This window comes from Sphingopyxis italica (assembly GCF_011926545.1).
Taxonomy (GTDB): domain Bacteria; phylum Pseudomonadota; class Alphaproteobacteria; order Sphingomonadales; family Sphingomonadaceae; genus Sphingopyxis; species Sphingopyxis italica.
The window spans coordinates 1,329,808-1,353,392 of sequence record NZ_JAATIT010000001.1 but is presented as its reverse complement, the minus strand read 5'-3'; the positions used below and the strand labels follow the sequence as shown (position 1 = coordinate 1,353,392).

General features: G+C 67.0%; 19 protein-coding genes. 7 read left to right on the top strand and 12 right to left on the bottom strand.

What is annotated here, in order from left to right:
• Positions 1-21: 21 nt before the first annotated feature.
• Both pgmG and GGR90_RS06165 read right to left on the bottom strand, forming a co-directional pair.
• A complete protein-coding gene (gene pgmG / locus GGR90_RS06170; RefSeq protein WP_167920268.1) occupies positions 22-1,404 on the bottom strand; it encodes a phosphoglucomutase/phosphomannomutase PgmG in 1,383 nt (460 codons plus the stop codon).
• Positions 1,405-1,432: 28 nt separating this feature from the next.
• Positions 1,433-2,254 (bottom strand): division plane positioning ATPase MipZ, encoded by an 822-nt coding sequence (locus GGR90_RS06165; protein ID WP_167920265.1) that lies wholly within the window; start codon positions 2,252-2,254, stop codon positions 1,433-1,435.
• Between the two features lie 87 nt (positions 2,255-2,341).
• Here GGR90_RS06165 and panC point away from each other — a divergent pair, with 87 nt between their 5' ends.
• Both panC and GGR90_RS06155 read left to right on the top strand, forming a co-directional pair.
• A complete protein-coding gene (panC, locus tag GGR90_RS06160) occupies positions 2,342-3,181 on the top strand; it encodes a pantoate--beta-alanine ligase (RefSeq protein ID WP_167920262.1) in 840 nt (279 codons plus the stop codon).
• Positions 3,182-3,322: 141 nt separating this feature from the next.
• Positions 3,323-3,637 (top strand): sel1 repeat family protein, encoded by a 315-nt coding sequence (locus GGR90_RS06155; protein ID WP_167920260.1) that lies wholly within the window; start codon positions 3,323-3,325, stop codon positions 3,635-3,637.
• Here the strand turns inward: GGR90_RS06155 and GGR90_RS06150 are convergent.
• Genes GGR90_RS06150 through GGR90_RS06135 form a run of 4 tightly spaced genes read right to left on the bottom strand, consistent with a single transcriptional unit; the run spans position 3,634 to position 6,176 of the window.
• Positions 3,634-4,785, bottom strand: coding sequence for a GNAT family N-acetyltransferase (locus GGR90_RS06150; protein WP_167920258.1), 1,152 nt, complete (start codon positions 4,783-4,785; stop codon positions 3,634-3,636). The genes GGR90_RS06155 and GGR90_RS06150 overlap by 4 nt on opposite strands.
• 8 nt (positions 4,786-4,793) lie before the next feature.
• Positions 4,794-5,258: a RidA family protein gene (locus GGR90_RS06145; protein WP_167920256.1), complete on the bottom strand. Its 465-nt coding sequence runs from the start codon at positions 5,256-5,258 to the stop codon at positions 4,794-4,796.
• 16 nt (positions 5,259-5,274) lie between these two features.
• Positions 5,275-5,916 carry an HAD family hydrolase gene (locus GGR90_RS06140; protein ID WP_167920254.1) on the bottom strand — a complete coding sequence of 214 codons (642 nt, stop codon included), beginning with the start codon at positions 5,914-5,916 and terminating at the stop codon, positions 5,275-5,277.
• On the bottom strand, positions 5,913-6,176 hold the full coding sequence (locus tag GGR90_RS06135) for a DUF3572 family protein (protein ID WP_167920252.1): 264 nt from the start codon (positions 6,174-6,176) through the stop codon (positions 5,913-5,915). The genes GGR90_RS06140 and GGR90_RS06135 overlap by 4 nt, the downstream gene beginning before the upstream one ends.
• A gap of 90 nt (positions 6,177-6,266) precedes the next feature.
• Here GGR90_RS06135 and GGR90_RS06130 point away from each other — a divergent pair, with 90 nt between their 5' ends.
• Complete coding sequence (locus tag GGR90_RS06130) at positions 6,267-6,629, top strand: response regulator (RefSeq protein WP_167920250.1); 363 nt, start codon at positions 6,267-6,269, stop codon at positions 6,627-6,629.
• A gap of 249 nt (positions 6,630-6,878) precedes the next feature.
• Here the strand turns inward: GGR90_RS06130 and GGR90_RS06125 are convergent, their stop codons facing one another.
• The 6 genes from GGR90_RS06125 to GGR90_RS06100 all read right to left on the bottom strand — a co-directional run bounded on the left by GGR90_RS06125 (position 6,879) and on the right by GGR90_RS06100 (position 17,677).
• On the bottom strand, positions 6,879-9,608 hold the full coding sequence (locus GGR90_RS06125) for a TonB-dependent receptor (protein WP_167920248.1): 2,730 nt from the start codon (positions 9,606-9,608) through the stop codon (positions 6,879-6,881).
• Positions 9,609-9,849: 241 nt separating this feature from the next.
• Positions 9,850-12,663: a TonB-dependent receptor gene (locus GGR90_RS06120; protein WP_167920246.1), complete on the bottom strand. Its 2,814-nt coding sequence runs from the start codon at positions 12,661-12,663 to the stop codon at positions 9,850-9,852.
• Positions 12,664-12,815: 152 nt separating this feature from the next.
• Positions 12,816-13,538, bottom strand: a complete 723-nt coding sequence (gene pdeM, locus GGR90_RS06115) for a ligase-associated DNA damage response endonuclease PdeM (protein WP_167920244.1) — start codon at positions 13,536-13,538, stop codon at positions 12,816-12,818.
• 55 nt (positions 13,539-13,593) lie between these two features.
• Entirely contained in the window at positions 13,594-14,625 is a 1,032-nt protein-coding gene (locus GGR90_RS06110) for an aspartyl protease family protein (RefSeq protein WP_167920242.1), read from the bottom strand.
• A gap of 76 nt (positions 14,626-14,701) precedes the next feature.
• Positions 14,702-17,119: a ligase-associated DNA damage response DEXH box helicase gene (locus GGR90_RS06105; RefSeq protein WP_167920240.1), complete on the bottom strand. Its 2,418-nt coding sequence runs from the start codon at positions 17,117-17,119 to the stop codon at positions 14,702-14,704.
• 69 nt (positions 17,120-17,188) lie between these two features.
• Positions 17,189-17,677: an NAD(P)H-dependent oxidoreductase gene (locus GGR90_RS06100; protein WP_167920238.1), complete on the bottom strand. Its 489-nt coding sequence runs from the start codon at positions 17,675-17,677 to the stop codon at positions 17,189-17,191.
• A 64-nt stretch (positions 17,678-17,741) separates the two neighbouring features.
• Between GGR90_RS06100 and GGR90_RS06095 the strand changes: the two genes are divergently transcribed.
• From GGR90_RS06095 to recJ, 4 genes are read left to right on the top strand one after another with little or no spacing between them, the layout of a single operon-like run.
• Entirely contained in the window at positions 17,742-19,703 is a 1,962-nt protein-coding gene (locus GGR90_RS06095) for an alkyl/aryl-sulfatase (protein WP_167920236.1), read from the top strand.
• A gap of 25 nt (positions 19,704-19,728) precedes the next feature.
• The gene (locus GGR90_RS19430; RefSeq protein ID WP_245198412.1) at positions 19,729-20,259 is read left to right on the top strand and encodes a PH domain-containing protein; all 531 of its coding nucleotides are present in this window, start codon (positions 19,729-19,731) and stop codon (positions 20,257-20,259) included.
• Complete coding sequence (locus GGR90_RS06090; RefSeq protein WP_245198411.1) at positions 20,256-21,782, top strand: PH domain-containing protein; 1,527 nt, start codon at positions 20,256-20,258, stop codon at positions 21,780-21,782. Before GGR90_RS19430 ends, GGR90_RS06090 begins: the two co-directional genes overlap by 4 nt.
• On the top strand, positions 21,779-23,557 hold the full coding sequence (recJ, locus tag GGR90_RS06085) for a single-stranded-DNA-specific exonuclease RecJ (RefSeq protein WP_167920234.1): 1,779 nt from the start codon (positions 21,779-21,781) through the stop codon (positions 23,555-23,557). The genes GGR90_RS06090 and recJ overlap by 4 nt, the downstream gene beginning before the upstream one ends.
• The last annotated feature ends 28 nt before the right edge of the window (positions 23,558-23,585 follow it).

Below are 23,585 nucleotides of genomic sequence, written 5' to 3'. Positions count from 1 at the left end.
GGGAAGCGCCGGCAACGGCGCCTAATGCGCCGCTTGTGGACCGCGCACGATCCCTGACAGCGCCAGCTGCTCGTCGATCGCGGCGAGCAGTCGCGTCAGCGCCGCCTCGTCTTTCGCCTCGGCGCGCGCGACGAGCACGTCCTGCGTGTTCGAGGCGCGGAGCAGCCACCAGCCGTCGTCGGTGAGCACGCGCGCGCCGTCGGTGCGATCGACCTCGGCGCCCGAAGCCGCGAGCCGGTCGAGGACTTCATCCACAATGGCGAATTTGCGGCTCTCGTCGACCTGGAAGCGCATTTCGGGGGTGTTGACCATCGGCGCCATGCCGCCGCGCAATTCGGTGACGCTCTGTCCAAGCTTCGTCGCCGCCTCGATCAGCCGCACCGCGGCGTAAGGCGCGTCGTCATAGCCGTAATAGCGGTCGGCGAAAAAGATATGCCCGCTCATCTCGCCCGCCAGCGGGCTGCCGGTTTCCTTCATCTTCGCCTTGATCAGGCTGTGGCCGGTCTTCCACATCAGCGGCTGGCCGCCGAGCTCGACGACGCGGTCGAACAGCGCCTGGCTCGCCTTCACGTCGGCGATCACCGTCGCGCCCGGATGGTCCTGCAGCACCGCCGCGGCATAAATCTGCAACAGCTGGTCGCCCCAGATCACCCGGCCCTCGCCGTCGATCGCGCCGATGCGGTCGCCGTCTCCATCGAAAGCGACACCGAAATCGAGGCTCTTCTCGGCGACGAGCTTGCGCAGATCGGCGAGATTCTTCTCCTCGGTCGGATCGGGATGGTGGTTCGGAAAATGGCCGTCGATGTCGGTAAACAGCAGGTGGTGCTCGCCGGGCAAACGCGCGGTGAGCTTTTCGATGACAGTGCCCGCGGCGCCGTTGCCGGCGTCCCAGCCGATGCGGAAGGCGCCGCCCGCGAAGCCCTCGACCAGCCGGTCGACATAGGCGTCGACGATGTCGATGCTCTGCGACGTGCCTTCGCCCGCATCCCAGTCGCCCGCGGCGGCCATTTCGCCGATCCGCTGAATGTCGGCGCCGAAGAAGGGACGCCCCTGAAACACCATCTTGAAACCATTATAGTCGGGGGGGTTGTGGCTGCCGGTTATCTGTATGCCGCCGTCCACATCCTCGGTTGACGCGGCATAATAGAGCATCGGCGTCGGCCCGAGCCCGACATTGAGCGCATCGACCCCCGCGGCGTTGATTCCCGCGACCAGCGCGTCGGCGAGCATCGGCGACGACAGCCGCCCGTCATAGCCGACCGCGACGCTTTTGCCGCCGGCGCGGCGGATCATCGTCGCGAAGCTGCGGCCGATGGCAGTGGCGTCCTTGTCGGACAGCGTATCGCCGACGATCCCGCGGATGTCATATTCGCGAAGCATCGTCGGATGGAAATTGTGCGTCATATTCGAACCTCTTGGGGAGAGAAGGAAGTCAGGCGGCGGCGAACAGGTCCCCGTCCGGATGCAACCGCTCGCGCGCCGGAAGGTTCAGTCCGCCCATCGCCTCGCGGAGTTCCTGCCGCGCGACGACATGGCCGATTCCCATGCCGCCCAGATGCGCCTTGTCGAGCAGGGTGAGGCCGGCGGGGAAAAGTTCGCGATAGATGACGCGTTCGCCGAGCCCGGGGATGACGCGGAAACCGACGCGGCGCGACAACTGGGTCAGCGCCTCACCGACGCGGCGCATATTGTGCGCGTCGACATGCTGGAGGCGGTTGCGCAGGATGATCCAGTCGATCGTCCGCCCGTCGCTCTTGGCGCGCGCCTTGCGCGTGTCCCAGATCAGTTCGGAATAGAAGCTCGGCCTGGTGACTTGAAACGTCTCGGGATCGACCTGCCCGATCAAGTCGAAATCGATGAAGCTGTCGTTGATCGGGGTGACGAGCGTATCGGCGCTCGTCGCAAGATGCCGCGCGAAGATGTCGTCGCGGCCCGGCGTGTCGGCGATCAGATAGTCGGCGTCCACGCTCAGCCGCGCGACCTGTTCGTCGAGCTCCTCGATCGTCCCGCCGGTGAACACCTCGAAGCGCGGGGTCGGCAGCGCGATCTCGCGGCGCTTCGCCGTATTCTCGCGATTCTCGAGGTAACGATGAAAGGTGCGCTGGCGCGGGTCGAGGTCGATGCCCGCGACGCGCCAGCCCTGACTCGCCAGCGCCACCGCGAAATGCACGGCGCAGGTCGATTTGCCCGTCCCGCCCTTTTCATTGGCAAAGATGATGCGGTGCGGTGCGGGCGTCGTCGCAGAGGTCGTCATGGGGCGTTGCGATTTTCCTGTTTGCGCGGCATGGGCGGCCGGCGCGCGAAGTGATATAGTCGCGCCAATATCGGAGGGCGACGAGCCGTGCAAATCATCCGTGACATCGCGATGCTGCACCGTGCCGTTACGGCACTGAAACAGGGGGGGAAGAGCGTCGCGCTGGTCCCGACGATGGGCTCGCTGCACGACGGCCATCTCTCGCTCGTCCGCATGGGCCGGCGCGTCGCCGACCATGCCGTCGTGTCGATTTTCGTCAATCCGACGCAATTCGGCCCCAATGAGGATTTCGGCGCCTATCCGCGCGACGAGGCGCGCGACGCCGCGCTGCTCGTCGAGGAAGGCGTAAGCTTGCTCTGGGCGCCCGACGTCGGCACCATGTATCCGGGCGGGCATAGCACGCATATCGAGGTCGCCGAGCTTGGCGCCGATTATTGCGGCGCCGCGCGTCCCGGTCATTTCGACGGCGTCGCGACGGTCGTCGCCAAATTGTTCAATCAGGTGCGGCCCGACGTCGCGATCTTCGGCGAAAAGGACTGGCAGCAGCTCGCGATCATCCGCCGCATGGCGCGCGACCTCGATTTCGGGATCGACATTTTGGGCGCCCCGATCGCGCGCGACGCCGACGGCCTCGCGCTGTCGTCGCGCAACGCCTATCTTTCGGACGCGCAGCGCGCGGCGGCGACCGCCTTTCCCGAAGTGCTGAACGCGGCGGCACAGGACATCGTCGGCGGTGCGGACGTTGGCGATACGCTCGCCAAGGCCGAGGCCGCGATCGTCAAGGGCGGCTTCGACAGCGTCGATTATGTTGCCCTGGCTGACGCCGACAGCCTTGAAAGATTGAGTGCTTTCCGGAAGTCCGCTCGCCTTCTCGCGGCAGCGCGGATCGGAAAAACGCGGCTGATCGACAATTTGCCGGTGGGTTGATTAACGCGGAAAGCCGCCGATTTCTTCGGCGTTCACACAATATCCACAAAAAAATGCGATCGCCGTTAACGCTTTGTTGACCATAAACCGCAAATTTGGCCCCCGGAATCTCCATGTGGGGTGGAGGCAAAGGGGGTTATCATGGCGAACAGTCTGAAGTCTGCCCAATATCTGATCGAGAGCCGCTTGCTCGACGCCGCGCGCGGCGATGCGGGCGCCTATTTCGATCTCGGCATCGCGTTTTCGACCGGCTCGGGCGGGGTCGATGTCGACCTGATCCAGGCGCATAAATGGTTCAATCTCGCTGCGCTCGGCGGCAATGTCGAAGGGCAGCAGTGCCGCGCCGACCTGTCGAGCGAAATGTCGCGCGATGAAATCGCCGAGGCGCAGCGCCAGGCGCGCGCCTGGCTCGACGAAACGGCAAGACGGCCCGCAGCGCGGCGCTTCGCGGCTTAATCCTCCCGCTTGAACGGCGTTTTCCCTTCCAACCATTCCATTTCGGTCGCTTCGGCCTGCCGTTCCTGCTCGAGATAATCGGATACCGCACGGCGAAAGCCGGGATCGGCGATATAATGCGCCGACCATGTCGCGACGGGGCCATAACCGCGCGCGAGCTTGTGCCCGCCCTGCGCCCCCGCCTCGACCCGTTTGAGCCCGCGCTCGATCGCGATGTCGATCGCGCGGTAATAGCATAGTTCGAAATGCAGATAGGGGATCTCGACGAGACAGCCCCAATAGCGGCCATAGAGTGTGTCGGCGCCGAGGAAATGCAGCGCGCCGGCAATCGGCCGCTCGTCGGCGTCATAGGCGATGAGCAAAATGATCCGGTCCGCCATGTGTTCGCCCATCAGGTCGAACGCTTCGCGCGTGAGGTAGGGATGTCCCCATTTGCGCGCGCCGGTGTCCTGATAGAAAAGCCACATCGCGTCCCAATGTTCGGGACGGATCGCATCGCCCGTCCATTCCTCGACGCGCAGACCTTGGGTCGCGCGCGCCCGTTCCTTGCGCAACTGCTTGCGTTTCTGCGAATTCAGCGTGGCGAGGAAATCGTCGAAGCTCGCGTAGCCCGCGTTCGCGAAATGGAACTGAATGTCGCGGCGGACGAGCCAGCCCGCTTCCTCGAACAGCGACATCTGATCGGGCGCCACGAAAGTGGCATGCGCCGACGATAGCCCGTTTTGCCGCACCACCGCCTCGGCGGCGCGAAGCAGCAACAGCGCGTCGCCTCTGTCCTTCGCCAGCAGGCGCGGTCCCGGGACGGGCGTGAAGGGTGCGGCGATCTGCAGCTTGGGATAATAATCGCCGCCCGCGCGCGTCCAGGCATCGGCCCACGCATGGTCGAAGACATATTCGCCCTGGCTGTGCGATTTCAGATAAGCGGGCGCGGCCGCGACCAGCGCACCGGCCGCATCCTCGACGAGCAAGGGCGCCGCCTGCCAGCCGGTGCCCGGCCCGACGCTGCCCGATTGCTCGAGCAGCCTCAGGAAGGCGTGGCCGACGAACGGATTGCCGCCATCGTGCAGCGCATCCCACGCCGCCGCATCGATCGCGGCGACGCCGGTGCCGAGCGATATCGTTCGCGCGGGTGGGTCGGCTTCGGCCACCGGGTTCCTTACGCGGGTTTCACCGCGACGATCGCGTCGGCCTCGACCGCCGCGCCGAGCGGCAGCACCGCAACGCCGACCGCGGCGCGCGCGTGGCGACCCGCCTCGCCGAACAGCGTTTCGAACAGCTCCGACGCGCCGTTGGCGACCTTCGCCTGATCGGTGAAGCCGGGCGCGCTGTTGACGAACACACCAAGCTTGACGACGCGCTCGACGCGCGACCAGTCGCCGCCGAGTGCCTGCCCGATCTGCGCGACGAGCATCAGCGCGACGCGCTGGGCGGCGTCCTGCCCGCCCGCAACGTCGACATCTTCGCCAAGGCGGCCGGTGACGACCTGCCCATCGCGGAAGGGCAGCTGGCCGCTGACATAGAGCAGGCCGCCATGTTCGACGACGGGCACATAGGCGGCGACCGGCGCGGCGGGCTTGGGGAGTTCGAGGCCGAGGGTGGCGATTTTGGCGGCGATATCCATGGGGTGTGTTCCTTGATTAAACCGGTTCGCGGGCCGGGGCGGGGATGTTTTCGGCGAGGCGCGCCAATATCCAGTGCTGCGCCGCTTTCCAATCGTCGATTCGCGCATGGGCATAAGGCGAGGGCGCGATCTTGTCGGCGATCGCGGGCTCGCCGACGAGGTGGAGGCGCCACACATCGGGGGCGGCCTCAGCGACCGACTGGTGATGACCTGCCAGATCGTCGATGAACACCGCGACCGAGGGTTGATATTGCTCCATCAGACGGCGCACCGGCTCGCCCTTGCCGCCGCGGCTGCCGATCACCGGCGCGTGGAAATCATGGAGCGCGAGCTGCTCGATCCGCCCCTGCTGATGCTCGGGGCCGACATTGGTCAGCACCACGATATCGGCCTCGGCGCCGATCGTCGCCATTGCTGCCAAGGCGCCGGGGATCGGATATTGCCGTACCATCTCCTTACGGAAGAAGCCGTCGAGCAAAGGCCAGACCTCGGCCGCCTCGAGCGGCGTGCCGCATTCCTTGCGCTTCAGCGCATTGGCGAAGCTCGCATCCTCGATGCGGAAAATCACGCCATGTTCGGCGTCGACCCATTCGGCGAAGGGCACGACCATGTGCATCAGCACCTCGTCGCAATCGGTGATGACGAGCGGGCGGGTCATGCGGGTGTTCCTTCAAGTCGTTGGGCGGCGGCGGCGATCGTGGCGGGCGGCACCTGCAGCGCACTGGCGCAAGCGAGAAGGTCGTTCTCGTGGTTCGTGAGGAACGACAGGATTGCCGCGAGCGTCGCCTGCTCGCCGAGCGAGGCGCGCAGCTCGTCCGGCGCGAGCCCGGTCAGACCAAGCAGCCGTTCGGCGCGCGGTTCGTCGCTCAATATCCACCCAAGCGCCTGGAGCGCCAGCGCCACGTCATCGTCGTGCACGAATCGATTTCCCTTCGCCGCGATACAATTGTGTCGTGCGGCCGATTCGCCTAAACGGACCGCGCAAGCAAGGTGGGGAACGGAACGCACATGGGCAAGACCATCCTGGTCGTCGAAGATAATGAGCTCAACCTGCGCCTGTTTTGCGACCTGCTCAACGCCCATGGCTATAGCGCGCATCCGGTGCGCGACGGGCGCGATGCGCTGGCGAAGGCGCGCGAAGTGTCGCCCGACCTCATCATCATGGACATCCAGCTGCCGCACGTCAGCGGGCTCGACCTGATCGGCCAGATGAAGGCCGACCTGACCTTGCGCGCGGTGCCGATCATGGCGGTCACCGCCTATGCGGGGAAGGGCGACGAGGAACAGATCCGCGCCGCGGGCGCCGAAGCCTATGTCTCGAAACCGATTTCGGTGATCAAGTTCATCGAGAGCGTCGGAGTGTTCGCCTAGGGCGGGTTGCGGCCGATAGCTGCGGCTCGCTTTTCCAAACCCGTTCGCATCGAGCGAAGTCGAGATGCCCCTCGGGGCCGGGCGCTCCATCGATGGGTATCTCGACTTCGCTCGACACGAACGTAAACGGGACTGCAGCTCTCCACCCCCAAACCGCCTCTCCCTGAAGGAAAGGGCCTGTCGCGACAGTGCCCGGCCGCGGCAGGCCCTCCCTACGCCCTCCCCGACTTCGGGGAGGGGGAGAGACGGTCAGAACTGGCCGCGCAAGGTCACGCCATAGGTGCGCGGCTCGCCGGGGAAGCCGACGAAGAGCGGGTTCGCGGTCGCCGGAAAACCGAGCGACGCGGGTGCCGCGACGGTGCGGAACGACCCCGATCCCTGTAGCGGCATGTCGGCGCCGATCTGGAAATATCGCTTGTTGAACAGATTCTGCCCCCACAGCTCGATCCCCCAGCGGCGATCGCGCCCATAAAGACCGATCCGGCCGTTGAAGACCGCAAAGCCGTCCTGCACCTTTTCGACGTCGAGGTCCGACCCGGTGTTGGTGTCGCTCTGGAGCCGCGTGTCGAAATAGACGAGCGCGCTCAGCCCGCTGTCGCCGATCGGCGGCGTCCAGCTGATCCCCGCGGTCGCGACATATTTGGCGGCATTCGAAACCCCGCGCCCGGGCAGCTGGAACAGGACGGGCGACAGCGGCCGGCCGCCGGTGCCGACGAGGTTGCGGCGATAGAGGGTGTCGACATAGGTCAGCCCCATATTGACCGACAGATAGCGCGCGGGGCGCAGGAAGGTCTCGATCTCGAACCCCTTGGCGACGACGCCGGGCTTCAGCCGGTCGGACGCGCAGCCGCCCGTCGCGGCGCTGTTGTCGGTCGGTCCGGTCCCCAGATCGTCCTTGCACGCCTGGATGTTGGTGACTTCGAAATTGACGCCGTTGAAGGTGTTGAGCTGGTAATTGCTATATTCCTGCCAAAAGGCAGCAAGATTGACGTCGATCCCCGGACCATCCCATTTGACGCCGAGTTCATAGGCGTCGACCTTCTCACTCGCGAATTGCAGGTCGCTCGTCTCGGGCCGCGCGTTGCCCGGTGTGTTCGCCGGCCGCGCGAGCAACGTCACGCAGGCAGCATCCTGCGCGTCCGATCCCGCGGTCGTGCTGCACGGCCGGTCGAGCGCCGAATAGTCGAGGTTGAAGCCGCCCGCCTTGTAGCCCTTCGACGCCGAGGCATAAACGAGCCACTCGGGCGCGGGCTTCCAGCTCAGCACCGCCGTGCCCGTCCACTGGCCTTCGCTGAATTTGGTCCCCGGCGCGCCGGCAACGATGTCGGGCGCGGTGCCGTTGATCACGCAGGCGAGGCTCGCGAGCGCCTGCAAGGGCGAATTGACGATCGCGGGGCACAAAGTGTTGGTGAAATTGGCATCGCCGGACAGCGTCTTCTTCTCATGCGTGTAGCGCGCGCCGACGGTCAGCGTCAGGGCATCCTCGACAATGTCGAAGCTGTTATGCGTGAAGACCGCATAATTGGTGCTGCGCTGGGCAAAGGTCGATCCATTGTTGCCGGTGCCACCCAGCGGCGCGGCGCCGAGCAGCGCGGCGATGCCCTGAAAGCCCGGGAAGCTCGCCGCGGGCAGGTTCGAACAGGTCGGCGACGCCGGGTTGAGGAAGGTCGGGGCGAGCGCCGCCGCCGCGAGGCAGTTGGCATAGCGCTGATAGTCGGCGCCATAGACGATGTCGTCGTCGACATCGAGCTTCTCGTTGGCATAATAGCCGCCGACGAGCCAGTCGAGGCGGCCATCGAACGCCTCGCCCTGCAGCCGCAGCTCCTGCGTGAACAGCCGGAACCGGCGGTCGAGGTCGGTGCGCCGCAATATGTCGAGCGTGTTGAAATCCGAATCCTGGCCCTGCGCATTCTTGTAATCGCGATAGGCGGTGATCGAGGTCAGCGTCGCGCCGCCGAAATCCCAGTCGAGCTCGCCCGACACGCCCCAATCCTTGGTGTCCGACCGGTAGCCGACGCCCGGCGTCGTCGACTGGCGGCGCACGAAGCTGTCGCCGGCCGGCGCGACCTGATGGTTGGCGCCGAGGAACTGGAGCAGCGGCAGCAGCGTGTTCGGCGACGCCACGGGGACGCCGTCGGGCCCGCGCGTCAGGCTGCGCACAGGATTCAGCAGCACGCCGCCGCAGCAATTCTCTTCGCGCTTCGAATAGTCCGCGATCAGCCGCAGCGTGATATTTTCGGCGGGTTCGAGCAGCAGCTGGCCCTTGATCAGCCAGCGGTCGCGGTCGTTGATATCGGGCTCGCCGTCGGTCGCATTGTCAATGAAGCCGTCGCGCTGCTGCCAGACACCGTCGAGCCGCACCGCCGCCTTGTCGCCCAGCGGCGCGTTGATCATGCCGTCGACGCGCCAATAGTCGTAATTGCCGTAGGATAGCGACCCCTTGCCGGCGAAACGGCCGAGCTCAGGCCCCTTGGTGACGATGTTGATCAAGCCGGCGGTCGAGTTGCGGCCGAACAGCGTGCCCTGCGGCCCGCGCAGCACCTCGACGCGCTCGATGTCGCCGAGTTCGGACAGGCCGACCCCGGTCCGGCTGCGATAGACGCCGTCGATGAACAGGCCGACCGAGCTTTCGAGCCCGGGATTCTCGCCGACCGTGCCGATGCCGCGGATACGCGCGGTGAAGTTGACCTCGCTCGTCGCGCCCGACACGAGCAGCGACGGCGCGACCTGCCCCAGCGCGCGCACGTCGGTCGCTCCCGTCTTTTCGAGCGTGTCGCCGGTGACCGCCGAGACCGCGATCGGCACGTCGGACAGCGCCTCGCTGCGCCGCGTCGCGGTGACGATGATGGTGCTGTCGTCGGTTTCGGCGCCCGCGGCGTCCTGCGCGATGGCGGGCACGGCGACGAGGCCGAGCGCAAGCGACAGCCCTGCAGCGCTGGTTCGCAGCAGCCCGGCGGCACGGCGGCAATTGTTTTTCATGAAAATGGCCCTCCTCTCACGATCGTTCATCGGTGCGGGGGAGAGCGATTTTTGTTTATGGTCGAGGCGTATCACGACTTGCGCGCGCGATGCCAGCGCGGCGCCGCCGCCCTAACGTCATTCTGCTGGGCGCGCGGCTTTTGTGTCACAGCTGTCAGATGTGACGGGTTGACGCGTCCGGGCAAAGAAAAGGGGGCGAAGCCACCGGCTCCGCCCCCTCGAATTCACCCGATCGACGCGATCAGAATTTGCCGCGCAGCGTCACGCCATAGGTCCTGGGTTCGGCCAGGAACTGCGAGAAGATCTGGCGCCCGCCCGGATATTGCGGGTCGGCGAAGGCGGTGCCGGTCGAAGTCGCGCCTTCCTGGAACGGCGAGTTGAACGCGACCTGGGCATATTGCTTGTTGAAGATATTCTGGGCCCAGAGTTCGATGCCCCATTTCTCATCGGGTCCGCGCACGCCGAGGCGCGCGTTGAACAGCGCATAGCCGTCCTGCGCCTTTTGCGGGAACAGGTCCGACCCGGTGTTGTAGTCGCTGGTCATGCGGCCATCGACATAGACGAGGCCGGTCAGCCCGCTGCTGCCGATGTCGGGGGTCCAGGCGACGCTGCCGGTCGCGACCAGCTCGGGCGCGTTCGACAGATTGTTGCCCGGCAGCAGGCGCAGTGCCTGATCGAGCGGCGCGCCCGAATCATTGCCGACCAGCTGACCGCGATATTTGGTCTTCGCATAGGTCAGGCCGGCGGTCATGCGGAAGCTGCGCGCCGGAACGAGCGAGGCTTCGAGCTCGAAGCCCTGCGACCGGACGCCATGGCTGACGTCGTCCGCGGGGCAAGCGCCGGTGGTCGCCGCCGCGCCGTTGTAATTGGGCGCGCCGAGGAACTTGCTCTGATCGCGGTCGCCGCCACCCAGGTCGCTGTCGCAGCCGTTGACGTTCTGGACGAGGAAGACCGTGCCGTTGAACGTGTTGAGCTGGAAGCTCGAGAAATCCGACCGGAAGAAGGTGAGGCCGAGGCCGAACGGGCCGGTCGAATATTTGGCGCCGATTTCATAGCTGTCGACCGTTTCGGGATCGAACTGCAGCGCGCCGACCAGCGCCTGTGCCCCGCCCGACAGCGCGAAGGGCAGGATCGGCGATTTCAGCGCCGACCGGTCGAGGTTGAAGCCGCCCGCCTTATAGCCGCGCGAATAGCTCGCATAGACCATCAGGTCGTCGACCGGCTTGTACGACAGGATCGCGGTGCCGGTGAATTCATCCTCGCTTCTTTTGTCGTTGATCGACACGCCATTGAGTTCGGCGGTCGAATTGCCCTGGCAGCTGAGGCCGATGAGCGCGCCGGCGAGCGCGCGCGCCGTGGCGTTCGGGCTCGAAAGATCATCGAGCACCAGCCCCTGAACGGTGGTGCAGACCGTGTTGTCGTTGGTGAAGCTCGCCGAGAATTTCTTCTTGTCGTTGGTGTAACGGAGCCCGAAGGTGAAATCGAGCTTGTCGGTGATGTGGAAGATATTGTGCGTGAACAGCGCCCAATTCTCGCCGTCCTGGCGATAGACGTCGTTGATGCTGCCAAGGTCGCCGAGCCCGTCGAGCGCATTGAACCCCGCAAGGATGTCGGGACCCGACGCGCCGCTGGCACCCGCGATCGTCGCCGGGCCGACGCCGGGGGCGACGCACAGCGGGTTCGTCGGCGAATAAAGGAAATTGAGCCCGCCGCCCGAAATGATGCGGCAGCTGGCGAAACGGCCGTAATCCTCGCCGAAGCGCAGGTTGTCGCGCACGCGCAGCTTTTCATTGGCGTAGAAGCCGCCGACGAGCCAGTCGAACTTGCCGTCGAAGGCTTCGCCCTGCAGGCGCAGTTCCTGCGTGAAGGTATGGAACTGGCGATAGGCGTCGGCGTCGGGCGCGCGATAGAGGATGTCGACCGCGCCATAGTCGAGGTCGCCCGCCTGGCTCGACCGATATTCGCGATAGGCGGTGATCGAGGTCAGCGTCGCGCCGCCGAAGTCATAGTCGATCTGGCCCGAGAAGCCGTAATCCTTCGTCTTGCCGGCGAAGCTGCGCCCCGGAGTGACCGAGATGTCGCGGCTATAGCCCTGGTCGAACGCGCCGAGCGGCTGGCCGAGGTCGGCGAGCACCTGGATGATATTATTCTCGTCGTTGCCGACCGGCGTTCCCGGCGGATAGGGCAGGTTCGACGGATTGTTGAGATTGCCGATATAGGAATTGACCGACGGCCCGACATAGGTGGCGCCGCAGCATTCCTCTTCGCGCGACGTATAATCGGCGATCAGGCGGACCGACAGCGCGTCGGTCGGTTCGAAAAGCAGCTGGCCGCGAAGGAAATAACGATCGCGGTTGTTGATGTCGCGGTCGTTGTTCACATCGTGCAGGAAGCCGTCGCGCTTGACCCACACGCCGTCGAGGCGCGCGGCGAGCGTGTCGCTGATCGGGCCGGTGACGCTGCCGCCGAGGCGCCAGTAATCATAATTGCCATAGGTGATCTCACCCGTGGCGCCGAACTGGAAATCGGGCTTTTTCGAATAGATGCTGATCAGGCCCGCCGACGAGTTGCGGCCGCCGAGCGTGCCCTGCGGGCCGCGCTGCACTTCGATGCGGTCGATCTCGCCCAGCTCGTTGAGGCCGATGCCCGAACGCGAGCGATAGACGCCGTCGATGAACACCGGGACCGAGCTTTCGAGGCCGGGGTTGTCGCCGACCGTGCCGATGCCGCGGATGCGCGCCGAACCATTGGCTTCCGAGCCGGTCGACGACACGAGCAGCGACGGTGCGAGCTGGTTCAACTGGCGAATGTCGTTCGCGCCGCTGTTCTGCAGCGTTTCGGCGCTCACCGCCGAAATCGCGACGGGCACGTCGGACAGAAGCTGCGAACGGCCCTGCGCGGTGACGATGATCGGCGTGTTATCGCTATCGTCGGTCGCGGTATCGGCCGGTGCATCCTGGGCGAAAGCCGGGGCTGCGACCGCCGCCATGGCGATCGAGACGCCCAGCGCGCTGGTACGCAGAAAACGGGCAGCACGAAGGGAAGATGATTTCATATCGGGCACTCCTCTCAACATTTCATTGTTTTTGTTGCCGGGGGAGCATAACTCAATTGCGTCTCCGATCCAGCCGGAGGCGCCGATTTGCGTCATTTTTGGGAAAGTGATGCTTTTCGGCCACAGCCGGAAAAGCGCCTGTTCGGCGGGACTTAAGTCCCCGTCCGACGGAGAGGGCGGCTTGCCGTAGCGTCATCGCGGCCCCGTCCGGCGCAGGGGAAGCGGAGCCGACGTCCGCGCGCGACGAGCATCGCTTCATAGGGTCCATCGAAATTTTTGGCGATGACCGGGTCCTCGGCGGCCAGGCCGCCGGTCAGGCTGCCGAAGGCCGGCAGAATCAGCCGCCGCGCGTCGCCCGCGAAACAGGGCCGGGCAATCGGCCGGCCGCGGACATTGATCCGCAATTTGGGATGGAAATGTCCCGAGATTTCGGGCCGCGTCTCGTGCGCCAGGCTCTGATGGCGAAAGACGATGCCGTCGACGGCCAGCTCGTCGGCGACCTCGCCGCCCCATGCGCCGCCGGTCAGCCCGTCGTGATTGCCCGCGACCCACAGCAGCCGCGCCGATGCCGCCTGCCGCGCCAATCGTTCGGCCACCGCCGGCACGATGCGCGCCGCGGCGTGACGGTCGTGGAAACTGTCGCCGAGGCACCAGATCGCGCGCGCGCCGGTTTCGGCGGCGAGCGCGGCGAGCCGGTCGAGCGTGTCGTGGCTGTCATAGGGGGGCAGCGGCTGGCCCAGCGCCGCATACCAGCTCGCCTTTTCCAGATGCAGATCGGCGACGATCAGCGCGCCGTGGCGCGGCCAGAACAGCGCCCGGTCGGCCAGCATCTCGAATTGCTGGCCCGCAAAGGCAAAGATCGGCGCGGCGGACATGGCGCCGCTATGGAGGCGACGCCGCTCCGTCGCAAGCGCCCATGATGGCCCGGAGCTAACCGCCGACGCGGAATCCGTTGTTGGCAAAGCGCCGCCCCATGTTGCGGCTCGCCCCTTCGGGCAGGTCGAACACGACGCGCTTGTTCGGAAAATCGATTTCGACGCGGTCGAACAGCGACAAGGTGTCCATGCCGAGCAGCAGCGCCGGCCGCTCGACGAGGCCGAGCGCGCGGAACGCCTGGCTGTCGGCGAAGCTGACGGGCAGGTCGTTGACGTCCATGCCGTTGATCACGATGCGCCGGATCGCGGTGCGCACCGCCGGCACCACCTCGCCGGTCACCGCGCCGAGCGTCGTCGGCACGAACGGCAGGCGGTTCGCGCGCTTCGCAGCGACCAGCTCTTGCAGCGCGATATTGCCGACGCTGGTCTGCGCGCCGGTATCGACGATGACGTCGATGCGTTTGCCGTCGAGCCGCGCGTCGGACAGGATCAGCCGCCCCGCCGAGTTGCGCGCGGTGACGATGATCGCGTCGCTGTCGCGGATGATCGGGCGCGCACGCCTGCGCGTCTCCAATATCTCCATCGTCTCCTTGCGGAAATCGATGAGTAGGCGCCGGTCTTCGAGCATGTCGACCCCGATCAGCCCCGCGGCGCCGATATGCCGGCCGAAAAAGGCGGGGGCATCGACCGGGGCGAGGTGCAGGTCGGACATCCGCAGCGCCGCGACGCGGAAACTCGGCACCACCGCCGATCCGCCGATCGTCGCGAGCTTGAGCTTGGCGCCTTCGACCAGCTTCAGCCGCGCGGCGAGTTCGCGCGCGATCACCGTGCGCTCGGCGCCGGTATCGACGAGGAAGGAGAAGGGGCCTTCGCCGCCGACCATGACCTGCACCGCCATGCGCCGCGTCGCGTCGAGGTCGAACGGCTGGATGAAGGGGACGACGGTGACCGGCGGCGCGACCATCGCCCCGGGCGGCGTCGGGGCTGCGGCGGGCGCGGGCGTCGCGCTAGAGAGGGGGGGCGCGGTCAGTGCCGGGGCGGCGAGCAGCAGCGCCAATGGGACGGACCACCTGGTTGCACGGGTCATCGCTGGCATCCTTATGTATCTGGCGCCAGTCTACGCCTGTGAGGCCCTTGCGGCAAGCGACGCGCCGCCCGACGTCTCATTCCTGCGGGTCAACGCGCATCGCCTCTTCGGCCAGCGCATCGGCGAGTTCGCCGAGCAGCATATCGTCGAGGTCCGACGCCGCGACATTCTCGCGCCCGATCAGCACCAGCACCGGGATGGCGAGCGGGCTGATCCGGTCGAGCGTCTTGTGCAACATCGTCCCCGCGGCGCGGTCGAGCAGGTCGCCGAGCCGCGCGACGTCGGTCAGCCGCTCGCGCGCGTCGGCCCACGCGGCTTCGAGGAGCAGATGGTCGGGCTCATATTTTTGCAGCACGTCGAAAATCAGGTCGGTCGAAAAGGTCACCTGCTTGCCCGTCTTGCGCTTGCCCGGGTGCTGGCGCTCGATCAGCCCGCCGATGACCGCGACCTCGCGGAACGCGCGCTTCAGAAGGTGCGATCGCTCGACCCATTCGACGAACTCCTCGGACAGGATTTCGGCATCGAACAGATTTTGGGGGTGCGTGACGGGCCGCAGCGACCAGACCGCGATGGCATAGTCCGACGCGACGAAACCGAGCGGCTGCAATCCGGCGCGCTCCATCCTTTTGGTGATGAGCATGCCGAGCGATTGGTGCGCGTTCCAGCCCTCGAACGGATAGCAGACGAGATAATGGTTTCCCTCGTGCGGGAAGGTTTCGACGAGCAGTTCGCCCGGCCTCGGCAGCGCCGAGCGCAGCGCCTGCATTTCGAGCCAGAAGCGGACATCCTCGGGAAACCGCTGCCAGCTTGCCGGCTCGGCGAGGAAGCTGCGCACCCGGTCGGCGAGCCGCGTCGAGATCGCGAGCCGCGCGCCCATATAGCTCGGGATGCGCGCTGGGCGCGTCGTCGCGCGGACGATCAGGTCGGTGTCGCGGATCGCCTCGACCTCGAGGCTCAAACCGGCAAAGGCGAAAGTGTCGCCGGGGGTCAGTGTGCTCGCGAAATATTCCTCGACCTTGCCGAGGCGGCGGCCGTTTTTGAACCGCACATCGGCCATCGGCGCTTCGACGATGATCCCGGCGTTGAGCCGGTGCTGCGCCGCCAATCGCGGATGCGCGATCCGCCACTTGCCCGGTCCGTCGGGGGCGAGGCGGCGGAAGCGGTCATAGCTTTTGAGTGCATAGCCGCCGTCGCGCACGAAGCCGAGCAGCCGCGCGAAAATATCGGCGTCGATCCAGCGGTAGGACGCCGCGGTGCGGATCTCGGCGAGCAGCTCGGCCTCGTCGAACGGCGCGGCACAGGCGAGCGCCATCACATGCTGCGCGAGCACGTCGAGCGCGCCGGGGCGGAAACGGTCGGCGTCGCGCTCGCCCGCTTCCACGGCGTCGAGAGCCGCCTGCGCTTCGAGATATTCGAAGCGGTTGCCCGGCACGATCAACGCGCGGCTCGGCTCGTCGAGCCGGTGGTTGGCGCGCCCGATGCGCTGAAGCAGCCGCGACGAGCCCTTTGGCGCCCCCATCTGGATCACGCAGTCGACGTCGCCCCAGTCGAGCCCCAAATCGAGGCTCGCGGTCGCGACGAGCGCGCGGAGGCGTCCCTCGGCCATCGCGGCTTCGGCGCGCTGGCGCGCTTCGCGGTCGAGGCTGCCGTGATGGATCGCGATCGGGAGGCTCAGGTCGTTGACCTTCCACAGCTCCTGAAAAATCAGCTCGGCGAGCCCACGCGTGTTGCAGAAGATGATCGTCGTGCGGTTCTTGGCGATCACCTCCATCACCTGATGCACCGCCCAGCGCCCCGAATGCCCCGCCCACGGCACCGCGCCCTCGGGCAGCAATATCTCGATGTCGGGCTCGGCGCCGGCTTCGCCCTCGACGATCGTCACCGTTTCGCCGCGGCTGTCCGGCGCCAGCCAGCCGGCATATTGCACCGGATCGGCGATCGTCGCCGACAGCCCGACGCGGCGGAGGCCGGGCGCGATCGCCTGGAGCCGCGCCATCGCGAGGCTGAGCAGATCGCCGCGCTTGCCCGGCGCAAAAGCGTGGATCTCGTCGATCACCAATGTCTTCACATGCGCGAACATCGTGAAGCTGTCGGGATAGGAGAGCAGCAGCGACAGCGATTCGGGCGTCGTCAGCAAGATATTCGGCGGCCGGCTGCGCTGCCGCGCCTTCTTGTCCGACGACGTATCGCCGCTGCGGCTCTCGACGCTGATGTCGAGCTCCATCTCGGCGATCGGGCCGAGGAGGTTGCGCTCGACGTCGGCCGCGAGCGCCTTGAGCGGCGAAACATACAGCGTGTGGAGCCGGTCCGACGGGTGCTGCGCGAGATCGACGAGGCTCGGCAAAAACCCCGACAAGGTCTTGCCCGCTCCCGTCGCCGCAACGAGCAAGGCGTGCTCGCCGCGCTCGCCCGCGCCGAGCATATCGGCCTGATGCCGCCGCAGCCGCCACCCGCGCGCGGCGAACCAGTCGGTGAAAGGGGCGGGGAGCGGCATGGACAAGATGTGGCGCGGCGCATGGATGGGGGCAAGAGCTTCAAATCCTTACCGCGCCGGACGCGATCGTCAGAAGATACCGGCGGCGAGCCCCTCCGCGAGCGCGGCGCCCATGTCGCGCGCTTCGGCGAGGCGGTCGGGCGCGATGGCCTTCGGCGCGAGGATGGCTTCGGGGGTCTGCGCCGCAGTATGGACGATCACGGGATCGGCGACGCGCTTCAGCCGCCAGCCGGTGGCGATGCGGTCGAGCTGGCGCTGGGCATTCTCGCCGTCGGACCCCGCGCAGATGATCGTCGCATAGGGACGGCCTTCGAGTCTTCCCAGACAGGGATAATAGCAGCGATCGAACATCTCCTTCATCGCGCCCGACAGCGCGGCGAGATTTTCGGGGCCGACGAAAAGGTAACCCCCCGCTTCCTGCAGAAGCGCCGGCGTGACGCCGTCCGCGGCGATCAGCTTCGCGGCCGTAGTGGCACCTTCCGCCGCGGCTGCAGCGAGCGCCTCGCTGCCGCCGGTGCGGCTGTGCCAGACGATGAGCAGATGCGGCGCGTCGGTCATGCGGCGATGCTTGCCAAGCGCAAGGGCGCGGCGCAAGCTGCCCCGAACATGGGGGAGAGATGTGATGCGCCGACTGACCATGATGCTGCTCGCCGGCTGGATGCCGTTCGCTGCGCTCGCGCAGGATGCCGCGAGCGAGGCGACCCGCGCCGCGCAGGCCGAACTCGCAAAGCGCCTGCCGCTCGATGATCCGCGCGACGCGGCCAATGCGACGCGCGGCAAGATCGCCGAGATTCCGGACGGGCTGATCCAGACCGCAGACGGCAGGGTCATATGGGACCGGCGGCCCTATGCCTTCCTCGATGCCCGGGAGGCGCCCGATACGGTCAATCCGTCGCTCTGGCGGCAGGCGCGGCTCAACGCTGTGCACGGATTGTTCGAAGTGGTGCCGGACAAGATCTGGCAGGTCCGCGGCTATGACCTGTCGGTGATGACGATCATCCGCGGCAAGACCGGCTGGATCGTCGTCGATCCGCTCTTGTCGGAGGAGACTGCGGCAGCCGGATGGAAGCTGTTCGCCGACACGGTTGAAGCGAAATCGGGCAAGCGACCGATCAAGGCGGTGATCTTCAGCCACAGCCACAGCGACCATTTCGGCGGCGTCGGCGGGATCGTGACGCCCGAGCGGGTGAAGGCCGAAAAGATACGCATCATCGCGCCGCACGGTTTTTCGGAGGAAGCGACGTCGGAGAATGTCCTCGCGGGCGGCGCGATGGGACGGCGCGCGCTCTATATGTTCGGCGCGATCCTCGCCCCCGGCCCGACGGGCCAGGTCGACGCGGGGCTGGGCCCGAAGCTGTCGTCGGGGACGATCGGCTATATGGAACCGACCGAAAGCGTCGGCGAAAAGGGCGGCACGCTGACGATCGACGGGCTGGTCTTCGACTTTCTCGACGCGGGTGGCACCGAGGCGCCGTCGGAATTCGTCTTCTATATCCCCGCCTATAAGGCGCTGCACACGACCGAGGTCGTGACCCATAATCTGCACAATATCCTGACGCTGCGCGGCGCGCAGGTGCGCGATGCGCTGCGCTGGTCGAAGGTGATCGACGCGATGTTGCTCAAATGGGGCGGCACGGCCGATGTCGCGATGGCGTCGCACCATTGGCCCACATGGGGCGCGGGCGAAGTATCGTCGCTGCTCGCGAACCAGCGCGACGCCTATCGCTATGTCCACGACCGCACGCTTTTCCTCGCGAACCGCGGCGCGACGTTGCACGAACTCGCCGACCAGACCGCCGAGGCGCCGGTGCAAGCGGCGGATTTTTCGACGCGGGGCTATTATGGCACGGTCAATCACGACATGAAGGCGACCTACCAGCGCTATTTCGGTTGGTGGGACGGCAATCCGGCGAACTTCAACCCGCTGCCTCCCGAGCAATCGGCGCCCAAATATGTCGCGCTCGCGGGCGGCGCCGACAAGCTGCTCGCGGCGGGGCGCGAGGCGCTGAAAGCCGGCGACTATCGATGGGCGGCGGAAATATTGAACAAGCTGGTCTTTGCTCAGCCGGACAATGAGAACGCCCGCGCGGCGCTTGCCTCGGCTTATGACCAGCTGGGCTATCAGGCCGAATCGGGGGCGTGGCGGAATTATTATCTCGCCGGAGCGGCGAGCCTGCGCGGCAATGCGGTCGAAGCGGCGACGAGCAATGGCCAAAGCCGCAGTTTCGTCAGCGCGATCCCGACCGCGGTCTTCTTCGATGCGCTCGCGACGCGCTTCGACGCGGCGAAGGGAAGCGGGGTCAGGGGGACGTTCCAGTTTATCCTGCCCGACAGCAAGGAAAGCGTTGCCGTCGTCGTCGGCGGCGGCGTCGAATTCCCGCGCTACGGCGTGACCGACCCGGCCCCGACCGCGACGGTGACCATTGACCGCAAGATTCTCGACGAAGCGATGATGGGCCGCGTGCAATTCCCCGCGCTGATCCAGTCGGGCGCGATCAAGATCGCCGGCGACCGGCAAGCCTTCCTGTCGTGGTTCGCGCTGCACCCGCTCGCCGATCCGCGCTTCAATGTTGTTGTGCCGTAACGATAGAAGCCGCTAACGGAGGAATATGACCGACACGCCCGCTGCGCACCCGACCGATCCCTTCGACGCCGAGGCGCTGAACGCCGCCGAGGGGCTTCATCCGGTCGATCCGGCCTATGCCAAGGTGCTGCGCATCGCGACCGCGCTCAACCTGATCCCGCTGGCGATCGGCGCGAGCGTCTTCGACGCGTTGCTGATCCGCCATATCGAGGGGCCGTACGGGCTGATCACCGCGCTCGCCTGGCTGATCGCGATCGTCACGATCGTCAGCTTCCCGTCACGGCGCGTGTCGCGCTGGGGTTACAAGATCGGCGAAGGCCAGCTTCGCGTCGCGCGCGGCTGGCTGTTTCGTACCGACACGATCGTGCCCTTCGTGCGCGTCCAGCATATCGACGTTGGACAGGGGCCGATCGAACGCTGGTTCGGCCTCTCTCACCTCATCGTCCACACGTCGGGCACGCACAACAGCACGGTCACGCTGCCGGGATTGCCCAGCGATCTGGCAGCGGCGATGCGCGAGACGATCCGCCGCCATATCCAGACCGACTTCGCATGAGCGACGCCGCCCCCCCCGACGCCGCCATAGCCGCGCCAGGCGACGAGTCCGGCTGGCAGCGGCTGCACCCCGCGACGCTGGCGCTCGCGGTCGTCGCGCTCGGGCCGAAGTCGCTCAACGCCCTGCCCGCGGTCGCGGCGCTCGGCTTTACGGGCAACTGGATCTGGATCGTGCCCGCGATCGGCGCCTTTCTGCTCATCTCGCTGCTCGCCGCCTGGTTCCAGTGGCTGCGTTTCCGCTTCCTCGTCGGCGACGACGAGGTGGTGATCGAAAGCGGCGTCTTTGCACGCCAGCACCGCACCATTCCCTTCGACCGGATTCAGGACGTCAGCATCGAGCAGGGGCTGATCGCGCGCGCGTTCGGTATCGCCAAGGTCGGGTTCGAAACCGGCGCGGGCGGCAAGGAGAATGACGCCGCGCTCAACGCGATCGCGCTCGACGCCGCGCAGGCGCTGCGCACGACGATCCGCGCGCATCGCAGCGGCGAGGCGGCGGCGGTCGTCGCAGCCGACGCCCCCGACGTCGCGCCCGCGCCGGACGACCGGTTGCTCTTCGCCATGGCGCCGGGGCGGCTCCTGACGGCGGGGCTGTTCAACTTCTCGCTCGCCGCGCTGGCGGTGGTCGGCGCGGCGATGCAGTTTTTCGATGGCCTGCTGCCGTTCGATTTCAACATTTTCAATCCGGTGGACTGGATCGACATCGCCGAAGACCAGGGCCTCGATCAGTGGTTGCTCGCGCATCGCTGGATTGCCGGGATCGGCGCGGCGCTGTCGCTGCTGCTGATCGGTTTCGTCAGCGGAATCGCGACGATGTTTTTCGCCAACTGGGGCTTTCGCCTGACGCGTGAGCCGCGCGCGCTGCGCCGGACCCGCGGGCTGACGACGCGCACCGACGTCGCGCTGCCGGTGAAGCGCGTGCAGGCGGCGATCCTTGTCACCGGCTGGTTTCGCCGGCGTTTCGGCTGGCACGAACTCCGCTTGCAGAGTCTTGCGAGCGATGGCGAGAAGGAGCGCGACCATCAGGTCGTCCCCTTCGGCAAGCTGGCCGAGATCGACCCGGTGCTGGGCGAGATCGCGATCGCGCGGCCGGGCGCGGAGGCGGCGTGGCAGCACAGCCACCGCATCGTCGCGCTCGGCGGCCTGATCGGCGCGGTCGGCGCGTCGGCGGGCGGGATTGTCGCGGTGTCTTTCGGCCAGCCGCTCGGCTGGCTCGGTCCGGTTGCCGGACTGTTGATCGGTGCGGGGTCGCTGTTCGGTGCCCGCTTCCACCGCTGGACCGACCTCGGCGAGCAAGTGGCGATCCGGCGCGGCATCTGGAAGCCCAAGACGACGCTGCTGCCGCATGCGTCGGTGCAGAGCATCGACCTCAAGAGCGATTTCATCCTGCGTCCGCTGGGCCTCGCGACCTTGGTGTTCGGCGTGCCCGGCGGCAGCTCGCTCGCGAGCCACGAGATTCCCGCCATCCCTCTTGGCGCCGCGCACGACCTGCGCACCCGCATCCTTGCCGCGAGGGCGCGGCGATGAGCGGCGCGGCGAACGGCCTGGCTTTGGGCATCACGCGCTCGATCGCCGGCCAACCCTGGCACTGGCGGCGGGCGAGCGCCGACATGGACGGCGAGAATCTCGCGCCCGACGATCTCGTGACGCAATTGCTGCTCGCGCGCGGGGTGACGCGCGACGACCTCGATCGCCAGCGCACGCCGACCTTGCGCGGCTTCATGCCCGATCCCTCGCTATTTCGCGACATGGACGCCGCCGCGTCGCGGCTCGCCGATGCGGTCGAGGCCCGCGAAGCGGTGACGATTTTCGGCGATTACGACGTCGACGGCGCGACCTCGGCGGCGCTGCTCGTGCGGCTGCTCCGCGCGCTCGGTCTCCCCGTCGGCGCCTATATCCCCGATCGGCTGATGGAAGGCTATGGCCCCTCAGGCGCCGCGCTCGTCAAGATCGGCGAAGCGGGGTCGAAGCTCGTCGTCACCGTCGACTGCGGCGCGCAGGCGTTCGACGCGATCGCCGAGGCCAAGGCGGCGGGGGTCGAGGTGATTGTCGTCGATCACCACCAATGCGCGACGACGCTGCCCGATGCCCTTGCTCTCGTGAACCCCAACCGGCTCGACGAGGAGGCCGAGGCCGCGATCCACGGCAATCTGGCCGCCGTCGGAGTCGCCTTCCTGCTCGGCGCGGCGCTGCTTCGCACGCTTCGCGCACGCAGCTTTTTCGCGGGCCGCGACGAACCCGCGCTGATCGAGCTGCTCGACCTCGTCGCATTGGGCACGGTGGCCGATGTTGCCCGGCTCACGGGCTTCAACCGGGCTCTCGTGACGCAGGGGCTGAAGGTGATGGCGCGGCGCGGCAACATCGGCCTCGCCGCGCTGATGGATGCAGCGCGGCTCACCAAGCCGCCGGGCGCGAGCGACATGGGCTTCGCGCTCGGCCCGCGGATCAACGCCGGCGGACGCGTCGGCAAGTCCGACCTCGGGGTACGGCTGCTCACCACGAGCGACCCGCAGGAGGCGGCCGAGATCGCGCAGGAACTCAATCGGCTGAATGAAGAGCGCCGCGCGATCGAGGCGGCGGTGCTGGAACAGGCGGTCGAGGCGAGCGCCGCTTGCGGCAACGCGCCGGTCGCGATCGTCGCGGGCGAGGGCTGGCATCCGGGCGTGATCGGCATCGTCGCCGGGCGCCTGAAAGAAAAATTGCATCGCCCCGCGATCGTGATCGCGCTCGACGAGGATGGCGTCGGCAAGGGTTCGGGGCGCTCGATCAGCGGCGTCGATCTGGGCGCCGCGATCCTCGCCGCGAAGGAAACGGGACTGCTCGTCGCGGGCGGCGGCCATGCGATGGCGGCGGGGCTGACCGTCGCGAAGGACAAGGTCGATGCGCTCGGCGCTTTCCTCAATGACCGCCTTGCCGCCGACGTCGAACGCGCGAGCGGCGAAAAGTCGCTGCTGATCGACGCGGTACTCGCGCCGCGCGGAATCAATCCGCTGTGGTGCGAGGCGATCGAGAGCGCGGGTCCTTATGGCGCCGGCTGGCCCGCGCCCCGCGTTGCGACCGGCCCGGTGCGAATCGTGGAATCGGGGATCGTCGGCACCGACCATGTCCGCCTGATCGTATCGGGTGACGACGGCGCGCGCTTCAAGGCGGTCGCCTTTCGCAGCGCCGCGACCGAGTTGGGACAGGCTTTGCTCCACGCGCGCGGGCGCAAATTATGGTTGGCGGGACGCGCAAAACGCGACGATTGGGGCAGCCGTCCGGCCGCCGAGCTCCATCTCGAGGACGCCGCCTGGGCCGATTGATTTGCCGCCGCGCAACATTTTTGCGCGG

Coding starts and splice junctions, on each gene's coding strand:
- pgmG (WP_167920268.1), bottom strand. CDS start 1,404: ATGACGCACAATTTCCATCCGACGATGCTTCGCGAATATGACATCCGC.
- GGR90_RS06165 (WP_167920265.1), bottom strand. CDS start 2,254: ATGACGACCTCTGCGACGACGCCCGCACCGCACCGCATCATCTTTGCC.
- GGR90_RS06155 (WP_167920260.1), top strand. CDS start 3,323: ATGGCGAACAGTCTGAAGTCTGCCCAATATCTGATCGAGAGCCGCTTG.
- GGR90_RS06145 (WP_167920256.1), bottom strand. CDS start 5,258: ATGGATATCGCCGCCAAAATCGCCACCCTCGGCCTCGAACTCCCCAAG.
- GGR90_RS06140 (WP_167920254.1), bottom strand. CDS start 5,916: ATGACCCGCCCGCTCGTCATCACCGATTGCGACGAGGTGCTGATGCAC.
- GGR90_RS06130 (WP_167920250.1), top strand. CDS start 6,267: ATGGGCAAGACCATCCTGGTCGTCGAAGATAATGAGCTCAACCTGCGC.
- GGR90_RS06125 (WP_167920248.1), bottom strand. CDS start 9,608: ATGAAAAACAATTGCCGCCGTGCCGCCGGGCTGCTGCGAACCAGCGCT.
- GGR90_RS06120 (WP_167920246.1), bottom strand. CDS start 12,663: ATGAAATCATCTTCCCTTCGTGCTGCCCGTTTTCTGCGTACCAGCGCG.
- pdeM (WP_167920244.1), bottom strand. CDS start 13,538: ATGTCCGCCGCGCCGATCTTTGCCTTTGCGGGCCAGCAATTCGAGATG.
- GGR90_RS06110 (WP_167920242.1), bottom strand. CDS start 14,625: ATGACCCGTGCAACCAGGTGGTCCGTCCCATTGGCGCTGCTGCTCGCC.
- GGR90_RS06105 (WP_167920240.1), bottom strand. CDS start 17,119: ATGCCGCTCCCCGCCCCTTTCACCGACTGGTTCGCCGCGCGCGGGTGG.
- GGR90_RS06100 (WP_167920238.1), bottom strand. CDS start 17,677: ATGACCGACGCGCCGCATCTGCTCATCGTCTGGCACAGCCGCACCGGC.
- GGR90_RS06095 (WP_167920236.1), top strand. CDS start 17,742: ATGCGCCGACTGACCATGATGCTGCTCGCCGGCTGGATGCCGTTCGCT.
- GGR90_RS19430 (WP_245198412.1), top strand. CDS start 19,729: ATGACCGACACGCCCGCTGCGCACCCGACCGATCCCTTCGACGCCGAG.
- GGR90_RS06090 (WP_245198411.1), top strand. CDS start 20,256: ATGAGCGACGCCGCCCCCCCCGACGCCGCCATAGCCGCGCCAGGCGAC.
- recJ (WP_167920234.1), top strand. CDS start 21,779: ATGAGCGGCGCGGCGAACGGCCTGGCTTTGGGCATCACGCGCTCGATC.